At 34.4% G+C, this 16,984-nt stretch carries 11 protein-coding genes and 4 pseudogenes; 10 read left to right on the top strand and 5 right to left on the bottom strand.

Annotated features, from left to right (window positions below; all coding sequences use genetic code 11):
- The coding region (gene ltrA, locus WQ54_RS16520) for a group II intron reverse transcriptase/maturase (protein ID WP_231597551.1) at positions 1-1,787 on the top strand (1,787 nt) is incomplete at its 5' end.
- Between the two features lie 501 nt (positions 1,788-2,288).
- On the opposite strand, the gene WQ54_RS16515 is transcribed toward ltrA, so the two are convergent.
- The gene (locus tag WQ54_RS16515) at positions 2,289-2,813 is read right to left on the bottom strand and encodes a VanZ family protein (protein ID WP_046585585.1); all 525 of its coding nucleotides are present in this window, start codon (positions 2,811-2,813) and stop codon (positions 2,289-2,291) included.
- Between the two features lie 107 nt (positions 2,814-2,920).
- Positions 2,921-3,166: pseudogene (locus WQ54_RS32750) on the bottom strand (D-Ala-D-Ala carboxypeptidase VanY); the annotation flags it as partial.
- Positions 3,167-3,931: 765 nt separating this feature from the next.
- On the opposite strand from WQ54_RS32750, the gene WQ54_RS16510 reads away from it, so the two are divergent.
- Entirely contained in the window at positions 3,932-4,702 is a 771-nt protein-coding gene (locus WQ54_RS16510) for an isocitrate lyase/phosphoenolpyruvate mutase family protein (protein ID WP_046585583.1), read from the top strand.
- A 21-nt stretch (positions 4,703-4,723) separates the two neighbouring features.
- Positions 4,724-4,953, top strand: a pseudogene (locus WQ54_RS16505) (Ada metal-binding domain-containing protein); the annotation flags it as partial.
- Positions 4,954-5,122: 169 nt separating this feature from the next.
- Here WQ54_RS16505 and WQ54_RS16500 read toward each other — a convergent pair.
- The 3 genes and pseudogenes from WQ54_RS16500 to WQ54_RS16490 form a co-directional block, all read right to left on the bottom strand.
- Positions 5,123-5,588, bottom strand: a pseudogene (locus WQ54_RS16500) (DMT family transporter).
- 13 nt (positions 5,589-5,601) lie between these two features.
- Positions 5,602-6,029 (bottom strand): annotated as a pseudogene (locus tag WQ54_RS16495) (DMT family transporter).
- Positions 6,030-6,111: 82 nt separating this feature from the next.
- A complete protein-coding gene (locus WQ54_RS16490; RefSeq protein ID WP_046585581.1) occupies positions 6,112-6,426 on the bottom strand; it encodes a helix-turn-helix transcriptional regulator in 315 nt (104 codons plus the stop codon).
- A 528-nt stretch (positions 6,427-6,954) separates the two neighbouring features.
- On the opposite strand from WQ54_RS16490, the gene WQ54_RS16485 reads away from it, so the two are divergent.
- From WQ54_RS16485 to WQ54_RS16455, 7 genes are all read left to right on the top strand, one after another.
- Entirely contained in the window at positions 6,955-7,800 is an 846-nt protein-coding gene (locus WQ54_RS16485; RefSeq protein ID WP_046585580.1) for an oxidoreductase, read from the top strand.
- 388 nt (positions 7,801-8,188) lie between these two features.
- A complete protein-coding gene (locus tag WQ54_RS16480; protein WP_046585577.1) occupies positions 8,189-8,701 on the top strand; it encodes a DinB family protein in 513 nt (170 codons plus the stop codon).
- Between the two features lie 313 nt (positions 8,702-9,014).
- The gene (locus tag WQ54_RS16475) at positions 9,015-9,878 is read left to right on the top strand and encodes an NAD(P)-dependent oxidoreductase (protein ID WP_046585575.1); all 864 of its coding nucleotides are present in this window, start codon (positions 9,015-9,017) and stop codon (positions 9,876-9,878) included.
- 306 nt (positions 9,879-10,184) lie between these two features.
- Positions 10,185-10,901: a hypothetical protein gene (locus WQ54_RS16470; protein ID WP_046585574.1), complete on the top strand. Its 717-nt coding sequence runs from the start codon at positions 10,185-10,187 to the stop codon at positions 10,899-10,901.
- A gap of 790 nt (positions 10,902-11,691) precedes the next feature.
- The gene (locus WQ54_RS16465) at positions 11,692-14,043 is read left to right on the top strand and encodes a hypothetical protein (protein WP_046585571.1); all 2,352 of its coding nucleotides are present in this window, start codon (positions 11,692-11,694) and stop codon (positions 14,041-14,043) included.
- Between the two features lie 468 nt (positions 14,044-14,511).
- A complete protein-coding gene (locus tag WQ54_RS16460) occupies positions 14,512-14,991 on the top strand; it encodes a YkvA family protein (RefSeq protein WP_331435128.1) in 480 nt (159 codons plus the stop codon).
- A gap of 422 nt (positions 14,992-15,413) precedes the next feature.
- Positions 15,414-16,658 carry an esterase-like activity of phytase family protein gene (locus tag WQ54_RS16455; protein ID WP_052737834.1) on the top strand — a complete coding sequence of 415 codons (1,245 nt, stop codon included), beginning with the start codon at positions 15,414-15,416 and terminating at the stop codon, positions 16,656-16,658.
- Positions 16,659-16,984 lie beyond the last annotated feature (326 nt).

Below are 16,984 nucleotides of genomic sequence, written 5' to 3'. Positions count from 1 at the left end.
ATGAGTATTACGATATGCAGCATTGTTTTGACAATTTGTACGCTCAAAGTGTTAATGGTCAAAATTTCTATGACTTAATGAAATGGATTAGCTCTGATGAAAATATACGTCTTGCTTATCGAAATATCAAAAGAAATACAGGAAGTAAAACGGCTGGTACAAATAAATTAACCATTGAAGATGTCAAATGTTTGTCTGTAGAAGAAGTCATTCAGAAGGTTCAAAATATGCTTCAATCGTATGTTCCACAAAAAGTTAGGCGTGTGTTCATACCAAAGCCGAATGGCAAAGTAAGACCTTTAGGTATCCCGACGATATGGGACAGAATCTTTCAACAGTGCATATTACAAGTTTTAGAACCGATTTGCGAAGCGAAGTTTCATAAGCATAGTTACGGTTTTAGACCGAACAGAAGCACTCATCACGCGAAAGCAAGGTTTGAGTCCCTTATTAACTTGGCGGGCCTCTATCATTGCATAGATGTAGATATTAAAGGTTTCTTTGACAATGTAAGCCACAGTAAATTACTTAAACAAATTTGGTCATTAGGCATTAGAGATAAATCACTACTTTTTATCATTTCAAAATTGTTAAAAGCTGAAATTGAAGGTGAAGGCATACCGTCAAAAGGTGTGCCGCAAGGTGGCATTTTATCTCCATTATTATCTAATATTGTTTTAAATGAATTAGACTGGTGGATAAGTAACCAATGGGAAACATTTAAAAGCAACCATCCATATAAACACAACGGAAGTAAAATACAAGCGCTCAAGAAATCTAATCTAAAAGAATGTTACATCGTAAGATACGCTGATGATCTTAAAGTTTTATGTCGTACACGCTCGCAAGCGATCAAAATGAACTACGCTTTAAAAGATTTTCTCTATACAAGATTACACCTTGATACAAGTGAAGAAAAATCAAATGTAATAAACCTAAAGAAAAATTCGTCAGAATTTCTTGGGTTTGCTTTCCGAGCTATTAAGAAAGGTAAGACAAGGATGGGCTATGTAGTTCAGTCCAATATGACGAAGAAAGCAAAGTCCAATGCGTTCATAAAAATCAAGGAATCTATTAAAGCCATTAAGAAAAAACCTTGTAAAGAAACAGTTTGGCATTTTAATACAGTTGTAATGGGAATTCAAAATTATTACTCTGCCGCCACTCAAATCACAAATAACTTAATTGAGTTGAACTCTTACCTCCAAAAGACGCTATATAATCGACTAAAGAACGTCAGAAAAGAAGCCAAATTTACTGACATGACTAGTACGTTACAGAAACGCTACAAAGGATACGACCCACAATACTATAAGATACAGGAAATGGTGTTTGTCCCGATTTATGCCCAACGGCATAAAACAAATCTATGTTTCTCGCAAGATACGTGTATTTATACTGCTAAAGGCAGAGAAAAAATACACCAAAGCCTAAAAGCGATTAACAAAAACGTATTAAGCTATGTCATGAAACACTTTATCCCAAATCGTACGATTGAGTATAACGATAATCGCATTAGCAAGTTCATTACCCAATACGGAAAATGTGCCGTTACAGAAAAAGAACTTGGCTTATCTGATTGGCACTGTCACCATAAAAATCCATACCATCTCTCAAAAGATGATAGATTCTCAAACTTGATAATTCTTCATGAAGATGTTCACCGACTTGTACATCTAAAAGACAGTGAGAAAATTAGAGATTTACTTAATACCTTACAGTTAAACAAAAAGCAAAAAGATAAGATCAATGAACTTCGAAAACAATGCAAAAATACTGCAATCTGATTTTGGAATAATAAATTTGCTTCATTAAATGCATAGAATTGAATGAATTGGATTAGTTAGGGCGCCGTATGCGATGAAAGTTGCACCTACGGTGCTAACAGGGGGAAAAGGGGGCGATAACGTCAAACCCTTACCTATCTGTCATGAATAAGAGGTTTCATAAAACTCCACATTTTTATGCAGCAACTAGGCATCTTCAAAAGCCAAAAACGTTGATGTAACAAAGTTGTATAAAATCATGTATAAATGATAAAATAACGAACAGAGCCAAACCCTTTAGTATGGGTTTGGCGTTTTGGGTATCTTCTAAATTAAGTGATTATGTTAACTGGAAATGTATCGGATATACATTACTTTGTTTACTGGATATAAAAAAGCCACCCTCAAAATAGGTGGCTTGTGATAGTCGTCATTCTTGTTTTATAAATAAAGAACCTGCTGTATCAAAGTCATGGATGGTATACCCTTTGTTAATTTTCATGAACAGCAATTCTCCAATTGTTAAAATTTAAACCTAATAACACCACTCATTAATACCAGCACTAATGCAATAAGGAATATCACTCCGATTGAAGTTAAAACATTAAGGATTTTATTTGCTTTTGTACTAAACTGCTTACAAAATACAATATAAACTCCAACTCCAATAATTCCACCTAATGTATTTCCCATAAAGTCAGTTATATCGCTAGCTCCTATAGCAAAGATGAATTGCAATACTTCAAATAACAAACTAACTACTGCTATTACTTTTATCTTTTTCAAGAAAGACCAATTTGGTTTTAGCATACTGATATAAATTCCAAATGGGATAAATGCAAGTACATTATAGATTATTTCATTAAAATCTATTTGATGATTAACATTAGCTGAACCGGCAAAAGGGATTAAGTTGATTTCCCTAAAATCCGGCAAGCCTTGAAATGAAAATTGCATTTTAAAGACTATAATCCATGTTAATGCAAATAAATATACCGCCAACAAGCTAGCAGTTATTTTATTTTGATTATTTTTTGATTTTTCCATATAAATCCTCAATTCCTAATTCTTTTTCAAACTTATAATCTAAGCTTTTATCCTACTTTACACTATGCTATCATCTTTGAAAATTTTTCAGCTAGTTCTTCTGATCATTTTCTTTCACTATTAAGTAATTGGTATCCGGTTGTTCATTCTTTGTGTGTAAATAAATCTATGATATCCGATTTTATACCACCTTGTTGAACAGCATATGCACTGTTAACCAAAAGCAGATTCCCTTGATAGATCTGCTCTTCTGTAAACTCAATCTTTTAGGTATTTTCAGTAGCTGTATGATCATTTTGTTCATAAATTTGATCCTCTACTTTATCTTGGGATTTCGGGAATATATTAAAAATAAAAACTAGTAATCATGCAAAAATCAATAAAAATCCCCACTTTTTCATTTTTTGTCTCCTCCTTGATGTAACTTGTTTATAGGGTAGGAAAAATTTTTAAAATAAAAAGAGGGGTAAATATTAAATTTTTCTTAAATTTTTACTTGGATTTTATTATTAATCTTCTTAGGAATCCGCCATTGGTAATTGTGTCTTTAAAATAAAGTTGAGATGTTTGTAAGAAAGATGCGAAGTATTGAATAAAGTGGTTATCCTTTATCTTTTCAATCAAAGATTTCTCAATGAGTTTTGATTAATCTTTTTTTAAAATCGTTTCCTTTTATTAGCCATAGCTTGTGGGTTTACAGAAAATGTTTAATCAACCTTTATTCAAAATCAACATTAAGCAAATTGGGTGTGAAAAAGTTAACCTTTTGATTAAAATGAATAATGAGAAGGTTCAAGTTTTTTACGAAAAGCAAGGTTATAAAAAGGATAAGTTGATATTTATAGAAAAATGGATTTAAAAATAGCATCTTATTGAAGAATCGGGCGTAATCCTGGAACAAGGATAGCGCTCATTTTTCATTTTAGGGCCATTTAATGGTATAAGGTTTATTTTGGCTAAAGAGAAGTTTAATCGATAAAGTTGCTGTTAAGATATTCTCTTTTCAAAGAATATCTCTCCATTTGATGTTTTCGTAGACCATAAGAGCAAGAAAGAGGACGAATTGAATGTAGCTTTCTTGTTAGAATGGGGTACAACAAACATTAGGAGGAAGTAAAATGACAAAAATTCAGGAATTTAATAAGCTACATACGTCAAAGGAACTATTATTTTTAGGAAATGCCTGGGATCTGCTATCCGCCTTAACACTCGAGAAAGTAGGATTCAAAGCGATTGGTACGACGAGCTGGGGAATTGCCAACTCGCTTGGATATGCAGATGGTGAATTAATTGGTTTTGAAAGACATTTAGGAATCATCAAAACGATAACAGAGAATGTGAAAATCCCTGTTTCCGCAGACATCGAAGCAGGCTATGGTGAAGATACTGCAAAGATTGTTGATAATATTTTAAGGACGGCGGATGTTGGAGTTGCTGGTATCAATATTGAGGATTCATTAAAAAAACAAAAAGGGTTAAAGGAGATATCAGAGCATTGTAACCTTTTATCAAAAATGAGAACAGCGTTAGATCATAATGGTTATAAAGATTTTTATATTAACGCTAGAATTGATACTTATTTTCAAAAGGAAAACCCTTTATTAGAAACAATTGATAGAGCAAAGGCATATGTGGAAAGTGGGGCTAGTGGAATTTTTGTCCCTGGTTTGATCGAAGAGAATGAGATTAAAGAAATCACTATTCATATAAATGCTCCACTCAATGTATTATCTTTACCTGGACTAACGAATTGTAATAAGCTTAAAGAGTTAGGAGTTAAGCGTTTTAGCTTCGGAAATGCACTATCTGACAAGGTTATTGCCTTTATAGAAAAGAATGCGGCACAATTATTGGAGTTAAAGGATACCTCACTTTTATATGAGGACTAACCTGAAAGGGCGAGAAGTTTAATGGTGGCTAAAATCAATCTTTCTTTTGATGAAATGTGGGAGAAAATCTTTACTTGTGATCGAACATATGATGGGTTATTTTTTTCAGCAGGAAAAACAACAAAAATATACTGCAGACCTTCCTGTAGATCTAGAAAGCCGAAAAAAATAAATGTTGAATTCTGCCATGACATCAATGAAGTTGAAAATGTCAGCTAGAAGTTGAACATTCCCAGCACATTGGACTTATCAACTTTAAACTAATTGAGATATTTATGTTTAAATTTAGATAAGATTGTGAAGGAATGTACATATACAATCGGGGCAGTTTACTTGAATAATAGTGGGAGTATATAAAAAAATCCTTATATCTATTTAAAAACGCTGTAACTATGCAGCGTTTTAACTTATATCAATATGCTATGCTTTTGATTCTTCGCTTGAGTGTTTATTCCCTTTATAAATAAAATAAAGGGAAATTAACATAAATAGTAATGCGAAGGCACGTTTAATATCTAATTCTATGACTAAACTTTCGAACCATCCAAAATGATCAATCATTACACCAATCACAAGTTGCCCAGCTATACCAGCAATATTAGTTGCTATAACCCCAATTCTAGGAACCGCCATGACAGTCAGTAGTAAATACATTGTGCCTAAAAATGCTGCACTTAATTGCCATTTAGGTACTTCTAGAAGTGCAAGAACATTTCCACTTCCAAAAAATATAATGAAAATGGTAAGAAACATTGTTCCAGTAAGAAAGGTTAAAAATGTTGTTTCAATTGTTCCAGCCTTTTCGACTAAATGTACCATTAATAGATGATTGTGCGCTTAATGTTATACCACCAATCAATGTGAATAAAATCATAAATAACCCCATAATCATAGACCTCCTAATTTATCAATATAAGTGCGATAATCATTGAAATTACTGCAAAAATCTTTTCTTTATTGATCCTAGTTTTCTTACTGCCTAGCCATCCAAAATGTTCAATAACCATACTCATTACTAATTGTCCGATAATGACTGCAACCATTGTTATGCCAACACCAACGAATGGGAACTTACAACAATGGAGGTTAAATAAACAACACCCAAGACACCACCAAGTAATGACCATTTAGGTGCTTCAAATGTATAGGAAAGCTTTCCTTTTCCAAAAAATAGCCACAATAGCCCCATGATTATCGAGCCCATAAAGAAGTTATAGAAACTTGTTTCTATTTGTCCAATTGTTTTTCCTAATTCAGCATAGATAGCACCTTCAAAACTAAGTGCTGCTCCAGCTAATAGTGCTAGTATATAAGATATAAAGCGCATAGATGATATCTCCTTTTTTGTATAATTATATATCTGGAAAAATCGATATTACAGTTGATAAAAAAACAGAAATCAATATAAATTAGATCTCTGTTTTAAAATAGTTAGCTAGCTGTTGAATAAATTCTTCATTACGTCTGTAGTAAGTCCATTGTCCATCACGAATTGATTCGAGTAGACCAGCTTTTTGCATCATGTTTAAGTAGCTAGAAACCGTGGATTGAGAAACTTTGGCTTTTTCTTGGATATCCCCAACACAAACTCCGCCTTTGTAACTTACCTCCTTTGGCAGGTGAGCGCCTTGTTTTGGGAAATGCTTCTCGGGCTCCTTTAACCACTCTAGGATATTGAGTCTTGTTTCGTTAGATAACGCTTTGAATACATCAATAGGTTCCATGAGTGTAAGTGTATATCTAGATTTCTCGATATGTCAAGATGAAGGAAATAATAAGGTGTCGCATGTGAAAGAAACAGAGTAGATTCTACCTTGGACCTGACAGATAAGATAGTGTTGCACCCTGATACAAAAAAAGAACTTGAAATTATTATGAGAAATAAAAGAGGAGATGATGTCAAAGTAATTAGCTGAATTAATTCTTACTTAAAACCAGCCAATAGAATCTCAAAGTTGTAATAAGTTAAAGGGCGTTATTCTTGAATATGGTCAGAAGCCAAAATCATTAATAAATCAACAATGTATAATATCAAGCATAAACCTTAAAACAGATAAGAGCCAAACCCTTGATACAACTGGGTTTGGGACTTTGGCTTACTTTCTATCCTTTACATTATGTAAACCTCAAATGTATACATTATACAATAGAAAACTCTTCACTACTCTCGCTCTCAAAGTGGTACAATAAGGAAGAATTGGTTTGAATTGGTGAGGGATATAAGTTTGACAAGAAAGGAATGATTATTCGCTATGAGTAAAAATAAAGTATGGTTTGTAACTGGAGCCTCAAAAGGTTTGGGACTTGTATTGGTAAAAAAATTATTAAAGAATGGCAACCAAGTTGCTGCAACTTCAAGAACCATAAATGAATTAATAAAAGCAGTTAATGATGATACAAAACGATTTCTTCCTTTGTCAGTTGACTTGACTAATGAAGGCAGTGTACAACAAGCAATTGAGCAAACCATTAAAATCTTTGGCAAGATTGACGTAGTTGTAAATAATGCTGGTTACGGTTTGGGTGGGAGCCTGGAGGAATTAACAGATGAAGAAATCCGTCAAAACTTTGATGTGAATGTATTTGGTACATTGAATGTAATTAGGAAAACGATGCCTTATTTAAGGAAACAAAAATCAGGGCATATTTTTAATATCGCTTCACTTTCAGGATACGTGGGCAGTATGGGTTTCGGTAGTTACAGTGCTACAAAATTTGCAGTGGTTGGTTTATCTGAATCTCTGGCAGATGAAGCAAAGCCATTTGGCATAAAAGTTACTATGGTAGCACCTGGCTTTTTTAGAACCAATTTCTTAAGTAGTAGTTCCGTTATGTATAGCAAAAAACAAATTGAGGATTATAAAGCAGTACATGAAGTGAAGGATTTTCTTGATAATGTTATGGATGGAAAACAAGAAGGTAATCCTGAAAAAGCTGCTTTAGCTATAATACGCACCGCAGAAGAAACGGATCCTCCCGTTCATTTATTGTTAGGTTCGGATGCTTACCATGTGGCTTCGGAAAAACTAGTTACCTTACAAAAAGAGTTTGATAAATGGAAGGACATAACCTGTTCAACAGATTTTGATAAAGCATGATGAAAATATTATTAAACGAATAAAAATCAGTTAAGTAAACCCTTCTGATTATTTACTTTCGCTAACAACTGATTATGTTAAGTAAACACAATCAGGAATGCGATATTCTTATTCCTCAAATGGGAGCAAAAGCAGGAGCTCGTTATGTTATGGCTTTAAAATTATCTTGATATCGAGTCTTTAGGAAAAGGGCGAGTCTTTTTCAAATATCGTACCATTTTAGAAAATAAAGCTATTGAGCTCACGGCAGTTAAGTTATAGAAGGATTTTTATAATTAAAACAGAATAAATATATAAATCTATCTTACAGAATTTGTAAGTAAGTTTTTTCATTTAGGTATCAATTGATCAATACGAAAGAATAGTAGAAAAAAGGAGGAAATTTAGAATGGCGCATCTCGCATTAAAAATGTATGACTACCATGTATGGGCAAATGGAGTTATAATCGGTCGTTTAAAAGAACTTCCGGAAGATATTTATCAAAAGGAAATTCAAACTGGTTTTTCTTCGGTATCAAAGGTATTGTCTCATATTTATTGCACAGATTACACATGGTTTGACATTATTTCAGGTAAAAACATGAGAGAAGCATTGGCGTATGCGAATCAATTAAGAGAACAGGTAGAAACAAAAAGTATTGAAGAAATGGAAAAGATCTTTTTAGACTTATCTAAACGTTATAAAGAACTTCTGAACAGCGAAGAAGATATTGAAAAGGTAATAGTGGTTGATAACCCCTATGCTGGGTTACTTGAAACGCCTGTTTCTGAATTGGTGCTACACGTTGTCACACACGGATCTTATCATCGTGGCAATATAGCTACCATGTTGCGGCAAATGGGACACACCTCCGTGATGCAAGATTATGGACTTTACCAATTCATGCCCCAAACTTCATGATTACTCGGCTTGGGGTCTTGTCTATTTTTATGAAAAATTCTTCAATTAAAAGAGTGCTAGTGTAATAAGGTGTTAACACGTTTCAACGGCCTAAGTAATTCTGGAATAGGGCGCTATCCTGGAACATAGGATTAGCGCTCATTTTTCATTTTAGGGTCATTTTCTTGAATAAGAGAAGGAATGATTATCCAGTGAATCGAAGCTCTAAGTTATTCAATTAACAGGGTGGTATTGTAGAGTAAGTCACTGATTACGGGACAGAAACTACCTATACCTTCCATTACTTATCACAATTTAAGAGGGGGGAAGGTCCATGAAAATATTTGTGGCTGGATCAACTGGTGTGATCGGTCGTTTGTTGCTGCCGAAATTGGTACATGCAGGTCATGAGGTATTTGGCATGACTCAAAACGAGCAAAACAAAGATATCATTCAAAAAACGGGTGCGAGTCCCCTAATTATTGATGCTTTTGATCGGGAGGCCATCATATCAACAATACTTGAAGTGCGCCCTGAGGCAATCATCCATCAGCTTACCTCACTTGGTAGTAGAAACTTCTCAGAAAACACCAGAATCCGAGTAGAGGGAACCAGAAACCTAGTTGACGCTGCTCTTATAGCAGGCGTTCCGCGAATCATCGCGCAGAGTATTTCATTTGCTTATGAACCAGGACAGGAACCCGCCTCAGAAGACGTCGCGTTGGATGTTAACGCGCCAGATCCTCGTAAGACAACAATTGATGGTGTAACCGCGCTGGAACGGGCTGTAGCAGAGGTACCAAATCACGTTATTCTGCGGTATGGAATGTTGTACGGGCAAGGTACTTGGTACGATTATAAGGGATTTATGGCAGAAAAGACTAAACTTAAGCAAGTTCCGGCTACCGAGGGAGTTACTTCCTTCCTTCATGTGGAGGATGCGGCCAACGCAGCCCTGCTCGCTTTGGATTGGCCTTCAGGTCCGGTTAACATCGTGGACAATGAACCAGCTAAAGGTATCGATTGGCTTCCCGTTTACGCTGACGCATTAGGGGCACCTAAGCCCGATGTCCAACCAGGCAGCAACCGGGGTGAACGTGGAGCATCGAATGTCAAGGCTCGAAAGGATTACGGTTGGAAGCCGTTTTTTCCATCATGGAGGACAGGGTTTGCGGCAAGTCTGACATCCGACTCATAAAAGCCTTTGAGGACCGTACTTTTACAAGAGTAAAGAAAAATAAGATAAGTCATTTGTAACTGTACCAGCTATTAAAGCAAAGTTGTTATTCAAGAAAAGGGCGCTTTTATGAAGTAACTAAAGCCTAATTTCTCACTTATAAAACCCGAGAAATTAGGCTTTTTTATATTTGTATTTCCCTAACGTTGTAAATCCGCGTTTTGCTGATGGTACCACTCTCTGGGTTTAATTACCGTATAAAAGGACAAACGGGTATGATATTTTATTAACAAATGTTTGAAAAGGTAATTAGGGGGAGTTACTTCTATGAGTAGATTGGGTGTATGGGAAGAGTTAAAACAAATATTTGGGCCCGATTTTAAATTAGCACGAAGATTCATTATCATTGACTATATGCTAATGCTTTTATTAGCTCTGATAACACTAATATATTATTTTTTTCCAATGGATTTTGATGCCTTTTACCTTTTTCTACCGTTTTTCTTAATTGCTAGGGGGATCAATTATTATAGGGAGAAGAAGATAAACCTTAATAAAAGATTTAAGGGTTCCCGTTATGAAAAAAGAGTGGAAAGGCCAATAAGAGTTCTTTTCGCAGTGTTTTTACTAACTGTAATAGTATTAGGATTCTTTAAAATTGACGAAGAGTTTAAAACACAACCAATTCAAAAAGCAATTGAAAATTTTGGCTATCATGTAAACGCACCTACTTATATTCCTTTTAAACCAACAAAACAATACGGTTGGATTGATCAAGAATTAAACCAGCTAGAGATAAGTTACCAAAAAGGATTTTCTACACAGTTAGTAATTTACGTAACCCCTAAAAAACCAAATTATTACAATAAAAAAGGGGAAATCATTCCTTTACTTGGAAACAGCACTGGTTTTTATTCAGTGAGTGAAAGTGGCGATTCTAGATTAGATTGGGAACGTGATGGGCTTTATTATTCCTTGGATTATGTGTCACAGAATCCACCAACGAAATCAGAGATGTTGAAGATTGTAAACTCAATGAACTAATATGAAATTATGATATTTCATACTAGTTAATCGCTTATATTGGTAAGCTAAAGGAGTGCTTTCCTTAAAAAAATAATAATAGGGCTAAAGAAATAGGTGAGAAAATAATTTGGACGTATATTGGAGTATCAATTATCATTATAATTGGTGTCATTATTTATAATAAAGGGGTTTAAGCTTACTAAAGACGAGCATTAAAAAGAGGAATATATAAAAGGTACGGCTATTTACAATGCTGGAATAGTAGAATCATTTATATTATTTTTGCTATCTTTATTATTTAAATATATCTCATTTTGGTTAATGAAAGTAGTCTTGATACTATTCGGTTTAGTTATTACGTATTCTCGTTTTATTATTTAGCTAATATATTAAAAAAATTTAGATGTTATTAAGCTAATGGGCGCAATCCTGGAACAAGGATAAGCGCTCATTTTTCATTTTAGGGCCATTTAATTAAACAAGAATCATGACTGAATGAAAGAGGGTACTTGTATCTGATGCCTTTTTATACGTACGTTAAACACATTTAACTTAAAAGGGGAGAGTCTATGACGATTTAACTGTTTTATCAGCTGCTAAACCATGAATTATTAATAAACTTACAACGGTTTTGTGGAATTAATTGGTAATATAGTCTTATTAAAACGTATGTAATTTGAATCTTTTGAAAAAAAATAAAATTTATTATATTTAATTGGGTTTAAATTATAAATAGGGAGGGTGGAGAAGTTTCATTTGATAGGAAGTAATTTATAAAATAATAAAGTAGAGGAGAGGAGACGGTTTTATGATAGTTTTGAAGAAACGTTTTCTTACACAAATAACGGTTTTATTGATGATTTTATCCTTATTATCTCCAACAACAAGCTTTGCACAAGGGGATATTGCACGACCGACATTACATAGTTTTACAGTATCGGCTAAAGAGGCTACAGTTGGTGATAAAGTAAAGATTTCGGCAGAGTTGACAAGTGATTTTAACGGGATTAAATATGTAACTGTTCATTATACAAAACCAAAGTCAAACGATTCTAATGGTAAAGAAATTCCTCTCAAATATAACTCTACAACCAGAAAATATGAGGGTACCTTCAACGTTGAAAAGTATGATCGTGATGGTAAATGGAGAATATCTTCCATTCGTGTGATTGATAACCAAAATAATTATTATTATTATAAAGACGAATTCCTTGATTTAAACAACTATACTATCAACGTATACGGAACCAGTTTTGAGGATACACTACCGACATTACATAGTTTTACAGTATCGGCAAAAGAGGCTACAGTTGGTGATAAAGTAAAGATTTCGGCAGATGTGACAAATGATGTAAAAGAGATTAGAAATGTAAGTGTTTATTATAAAAATCTAAACGATTCTGGTACTAAAGGAATTTCCCTCTACTATAACTCTACAACCAGAAAATATGAGGGTACCTTCAACGTTGAAAAGGATAATCGTGATGGTAAATGGAGAGTATACGATATTAGTGTAATTTATACTAATTCTACTGGTGATAGTTTTCCTAACGGATATAATTCTTATACGGAAAGCGAATTCCTCCCGGATTTAAACAACTATGATATCAACGTATACGGGATTCCAGACATTACACCACCGACATTACATAGTTTGACAGTATCGGCTAAAGAGGCTACGGTTGGTGATAAAGTTAAGATCTCGGCAGATGTGACAAATGATGTAACAGGGGTTAAAAATGTAAGAGTTCATTATTCAACTCTATACGAATTTGGTCAGGGTAAAAGTATTGACCTCAACTATAACTCTACAACCGGAAAATATGAGGGTACCTTCAACGTTGAAAAGGATGATCATGATGTTAAATGGCATTTAACTTCCATTAATGTATATGATAACCAAGATAATGAGTATTCTTTTGAGGGCGATCCAAATTATAAATATGATGAAAGCGATACTAACGAATACCGAGATTTAAGCAACTATAGTATCAAAGTATACGGAACCGGTTTTGACGATACACCACCGGCATTAAATAGTTTGACAGTATCGCCTAAAGAGGCTACGGTTGGTGATAAAGTTAAGATATCTGCAGATGTAACAGATCATGAATCAGGGGTTAGTAGAGTATATGTTCTTTATACAAATCCAAAAGGTAATCCAAACACTTATGGTATAGGGATTCCCCTCAACTATAATTCTAAAACCAAAAAATATGAGGGTACCTATAACGTTGAGAAGGATAAGGGTGAAGGTGAATGGAAAATAGAGAGCATTTATTTATATGATAAAAAAGGTAATTACGATTACCGAGAAGTAAGCAAAAGCAATTACCGTATTACTATAGGCTCACCGCCTGTAACAAAAATAGAACTGCAATCTTCTTCACCAAAGGGTAATGAATGGTACTCTAGTGATGTCAATGTTTCATTAAATGCGACTGATGATCAATCGGGAGTTGCTAAAACAATATATAAACTAAATAATGGTGATTGGAACAAGTATACGAAGGCATTTAAATTACAAAACGAAGGTATTTATACAATTGAATATAAGAGTATCGACAAAGCCGTGAATGAAGAGGAAGTGAAAAGTAAAGCAGTTAAAATAGATAAGACAGCACCAGTTTCAGCAGCAAGCGATGTTCCAAAAAATAAGACAAATAAAGATGTTTCCATCACATTATCAGCTTCTGATAAACATTCTGGAGTAGCAAAAACAGAATACAGAATGAATGACGGTGAATGGACGGAATATACTGAACCTATTAACTCCTTTGCTGAAGGTAAGAACCTTGTTGATTATAGAAGTATTGATAACGCAGGTAATGTTGAAGCTTATAAAAGTTTTGAAGTTAACATGGACAAAACAGCTCCTGTAAAAACGCCTGATGAAGATGATGAGCAAGATAAGGATTCAGATGACAAAGAATCAGAAATTGGTAGTGAAAAGACAGAAGGCGATTCAAATTCATCTGATGGGAATAAACAGGTCGATTCGGATAAAAATACCCAACATCCTGTTAAAGTCATGGAAAAAAATGAGCTTCCGGCAACTGCTACAACGGTGTATAATCTTTTACTGCTGGGATTCATTATCCTAGGTTTTGGCGGAGCTGTACTTTATAGTGGAAATAAAAAACGAGCAAATCATTTATAATAAGAAAAGTGAAATTTTTATTGAATCATAACTTAAACAGAATGGTAATTTTTAAAGTTATGCGATAACTGAGAAGCCATTTTTGTAGCACTTTCACATTTTCAATATTCCACAATCCGGCGCGTTTATCGAGCAACGCGTCTTTTTGTATAGGGTCATTTTTTGTCACAGTCAAAAGAATTAGTTATTAATATTACATTTTCTTGTTCAAGTAACGTTGTCATTCTTGAATAAAATGGTGTCCATTTTTGAATAAGGCCATATTGTTGAATAATGTTGGGAGTTTTTGGATGAAACAAAAAGTTGAAAATAATAGCTTTAGAATTGTAACAAACGAGCATCTTTCTTTAAATAAATGTAGAGGTATTGATGTAAGATTGATGAACAATGAGGTTACTATATTTCCTTAATAAAAATGGTGTATTATTAAATATGAAAATCATGGAAATTAAATTGGGGGGATACAGATTGTTAGAGAAATTCAGAAAACAAGAAGCAACCATTGAAGAATTAAATATGGAGGAAGCAAAGGTAGATGAATTAAAGATAGAAGCAGAAAATATGGAAGAAGAAGCTATTCAAAAACATGAAAAGCATTATTCCGATGAGGGGTTATGGAATAAGATTCAAAAATTTTCCAAGAAGGCAGGTTCAACAGTTATATATGCTGTTTTAATCCTTTATTACACATTGCAGAAACCAGAGATACCTTTGAAAGTGAAAGCTACAATTGTAGGAGGATTAGGATATTTTATACTTCCATTAGATTTAATTCCAGATGTTGCTATGGGGGCAGGCTTTGTTGATGATTTAGCTGTAATCACGGCAGCCTTATTTCAAGTAGCTATGTATATTGATGAAGATATCAAAAAACAAGCAAAAGATAAGCTTACAGATTGGTTTGGAGAAGGTGTAGATACATCTGAAATGGATAATAAATTAAAATAGTGAATTGAATTATTTATAGTCAGAAGGATTCATCCATTTTCCTTAAAGGGCGCAATAGTGGAGGAACGGGCGTTTATCTAAAAAACATAAAATGGAGGAGAACTCCTTTCTCCTCCTAATTGGTTAATATTTATAAACGACCCATTGACTGTTTAATGCGGGCTAATCTCGTAATAGTAAAAGGTGGAGATTAAAGCATAAAAATCAACTTCGTGTATAATATCAATTTCACGAACAATATAGAGTTAAAAAAAGGGACTCCTCTTAGCGTAAATTCTTAATCTCTCGTTTCACAAGCAGCAATATGAAATCTTAAAACTGGCTTTACATTTTTTAATAGAACCTTAAACAAAGATTCATATATTGATGCTACTTTAGGGGAAGGAATTTGTGAAAAAATAAAAAAGCAAGGGGAGAGTTATATGAGGAAACTAAGGTTGCCAAAGTATGTTAATGTGTTAAGTGCTGTTGCATTGAGTTCTGTCTTAGCTTTATCACCTACTGTGAATGCGTCTGAACAAAATTCAACACAGGAAAAACAGGAACAGTCCAGCAAGGAAAAGGCAAAAGTAAACAACTTAAATCAAGTGCATAAAGTTGGGAGCTTAAAGTTCATTGGCGAGCAGAGGATCCCGTACAATGAGAATTTTAAAGGAACAGTTGTTGGCGGTCTTTCTGGACTTAGATACGACTCTCAAAATGACACATGGGTTATGATCAGTGACGATAGATCAGCAATCAATCCTGCACGTTTTTATAATGCCCAACTTACCTATGATATCAAAGGTTTTCATTCTGTTGAATTGACCGATATGGAATTTTTAAAACAGTCTGATGGTACGAATTATCCTAATCCTGCTCAGTACAGTACTCAAGGTGGAGAAGTGCCTGACTTTGAATCGGTTAGCTTGGATCCTATCGATGGAACCATTTGGTATACAAGTGAGGGTGATCGTGCTTTTGGCTTAAATCCATTTGTGAGACAAGCCACTACTAACGGACAATACTTGTCGAACTTACCAGTACCAGAACAATTCAAAGTATCACCAACAGAAGAAACTGGGCCACGTAATAACATGGTCTTTGAAGGCTCTACATTTGCAGTAGATGGTAAATCGCTTTGGGTTTCAACGGAAGGACCATTATATCAGGACGGACCACTACCGACGACAGACACTGGAGCACTTTCCCGGATCACTCAATATGATCGTGAAGGAAATGTATTGGCACAATATGCTTACCCGATTGATCCAATTCCAGCAGAGCCTGGCCCTGGTAAATATGCAGACAATGGTGTGACAGAGATCCTAGCGGTAAACGACCACAAGTTTCTACTAATTGAACGTGCCGGTGTCCAAGGGGAAGATGGAAGCTTTAAAAATTACATTCGACTTTATGAGATTGATATTAACGGAGCAAGTGATATAAGCAACATCGATTCATTACAAGAAAGCAAATTTAAGACGGTCAAAAAACGCCTGATTCTAGACTTAAATACATTAGGCTTATCTAAACTCGACAACATCGAAGGAATCTCATGGGGTCCTAAGCTTGCGAATGGAAACGACAGTCTCGTCCTAGTTTCAGATAACAATTTCAACTCAACCCAAGTAACACAATTCCTAGCATTTGAAGTATTGACACAAAAAGGACCTAAAGGAAAGTGAGGTTCTGATACAATCACCAATCTGTTGATGCAAAGGAAATATATTAATAAATGGAGCACCCTACCTTTAGTGGGGTGCTTTGCTTCTCTCTCATTATTCAACAATATTAGGTGTATATGTAACAACGCGTCTTTTAGTATAGGGCCAGATTGTTGTGCGAAATGTTTCTAGCTTAAATTGGGAATGGTCACATTACCCAGGTAAAGGTTAGACAGTTCCTTCCGGAACTGAAGGATTATATCGAAGAATCAAATGGTGGGGTAACGCCCTGAAGGGTTCTCTCTTAGTCGAATAGCACTTGAATTAGTAAGAATAATAGTGTTATA

It is taken from the genome of Bacillus sp. SA1-12 (assembly GCF_000981385.1).
GTDB lineage: Bacteria > Bacillota > Bacilli > Bacillales > Bacillaceae > Metabacillus.
This window is presented reverse-complemented; position numbering and strand designations above follow the sequence as displayed.

Excerpts from the sequence above, each read along its gene's own strand:
- WQ54_RS16455 (WP_052737834.1), top strand. The coding sequence starts at position 15,414 with ATGAGGAAACTAAGGTTGCCAAAGTATGTTAATGTGTTAAGTGCTGTT.
- WQ54_RS16515 (WP_046585585.1), bottom strand. The coding sequence starts at position 2,813 with ATGGAAAAATCAAAAAATAATCAAAATAAAATAACTGCTAGCTTGTTG.
- WQ54_RS16510 (WP_046585583.1), top strand. The coding sequence starts at position 3,932 with ATGACAAAAATTCAGGAATTTAATAAGCTACATACGTCAAAGGAACTA.
- WQ54_RS16470 (WP_046585574.1), top strand. The coding sequence starts at position 10,185 with ATGAGTAGATTGGGTGTATGGGAAGAGTTAAAACAAATATTTGGGCCC.
- WQ54_RS16490 (WP_046585581.1), bottom strand. The coding sequence starts at position 6,426 with ATGGAACCTATTGATGTATTCAAAGCGTTATCTAACGAAACAAGACTC.
- WQ54_RS16475 (WP_046585575.1), top strand. The coding sequence starts at position 9,015 with ATGAAAATATTTGTGGCTGGATCAACTGGTGTGATCGGTCGTTTGTTG.
- WQ54_RS16465 (WP_046585571.1), top strand. The coding sequence starts at position 11,692 with ATGATAGTTTTGAAGAAACGTTTTCTTACACAAATAACGGTTTTATTG.
- WQ54_RS16485 (WP_046585580.1), top strand. The coding sequence starts at position 6,955 with ATGAGTAAAAATAAAGTATGGTTTGTAACTGGAGCCTCAAAAGGTTTG.
- WQ54_RS16480 (WP_046585577.1), top strand. The coding sequence starts at position 8,189 with ATGGCGCATCTCGCATTAAAAATGTATGACTACCATGTATGGGCAAAT.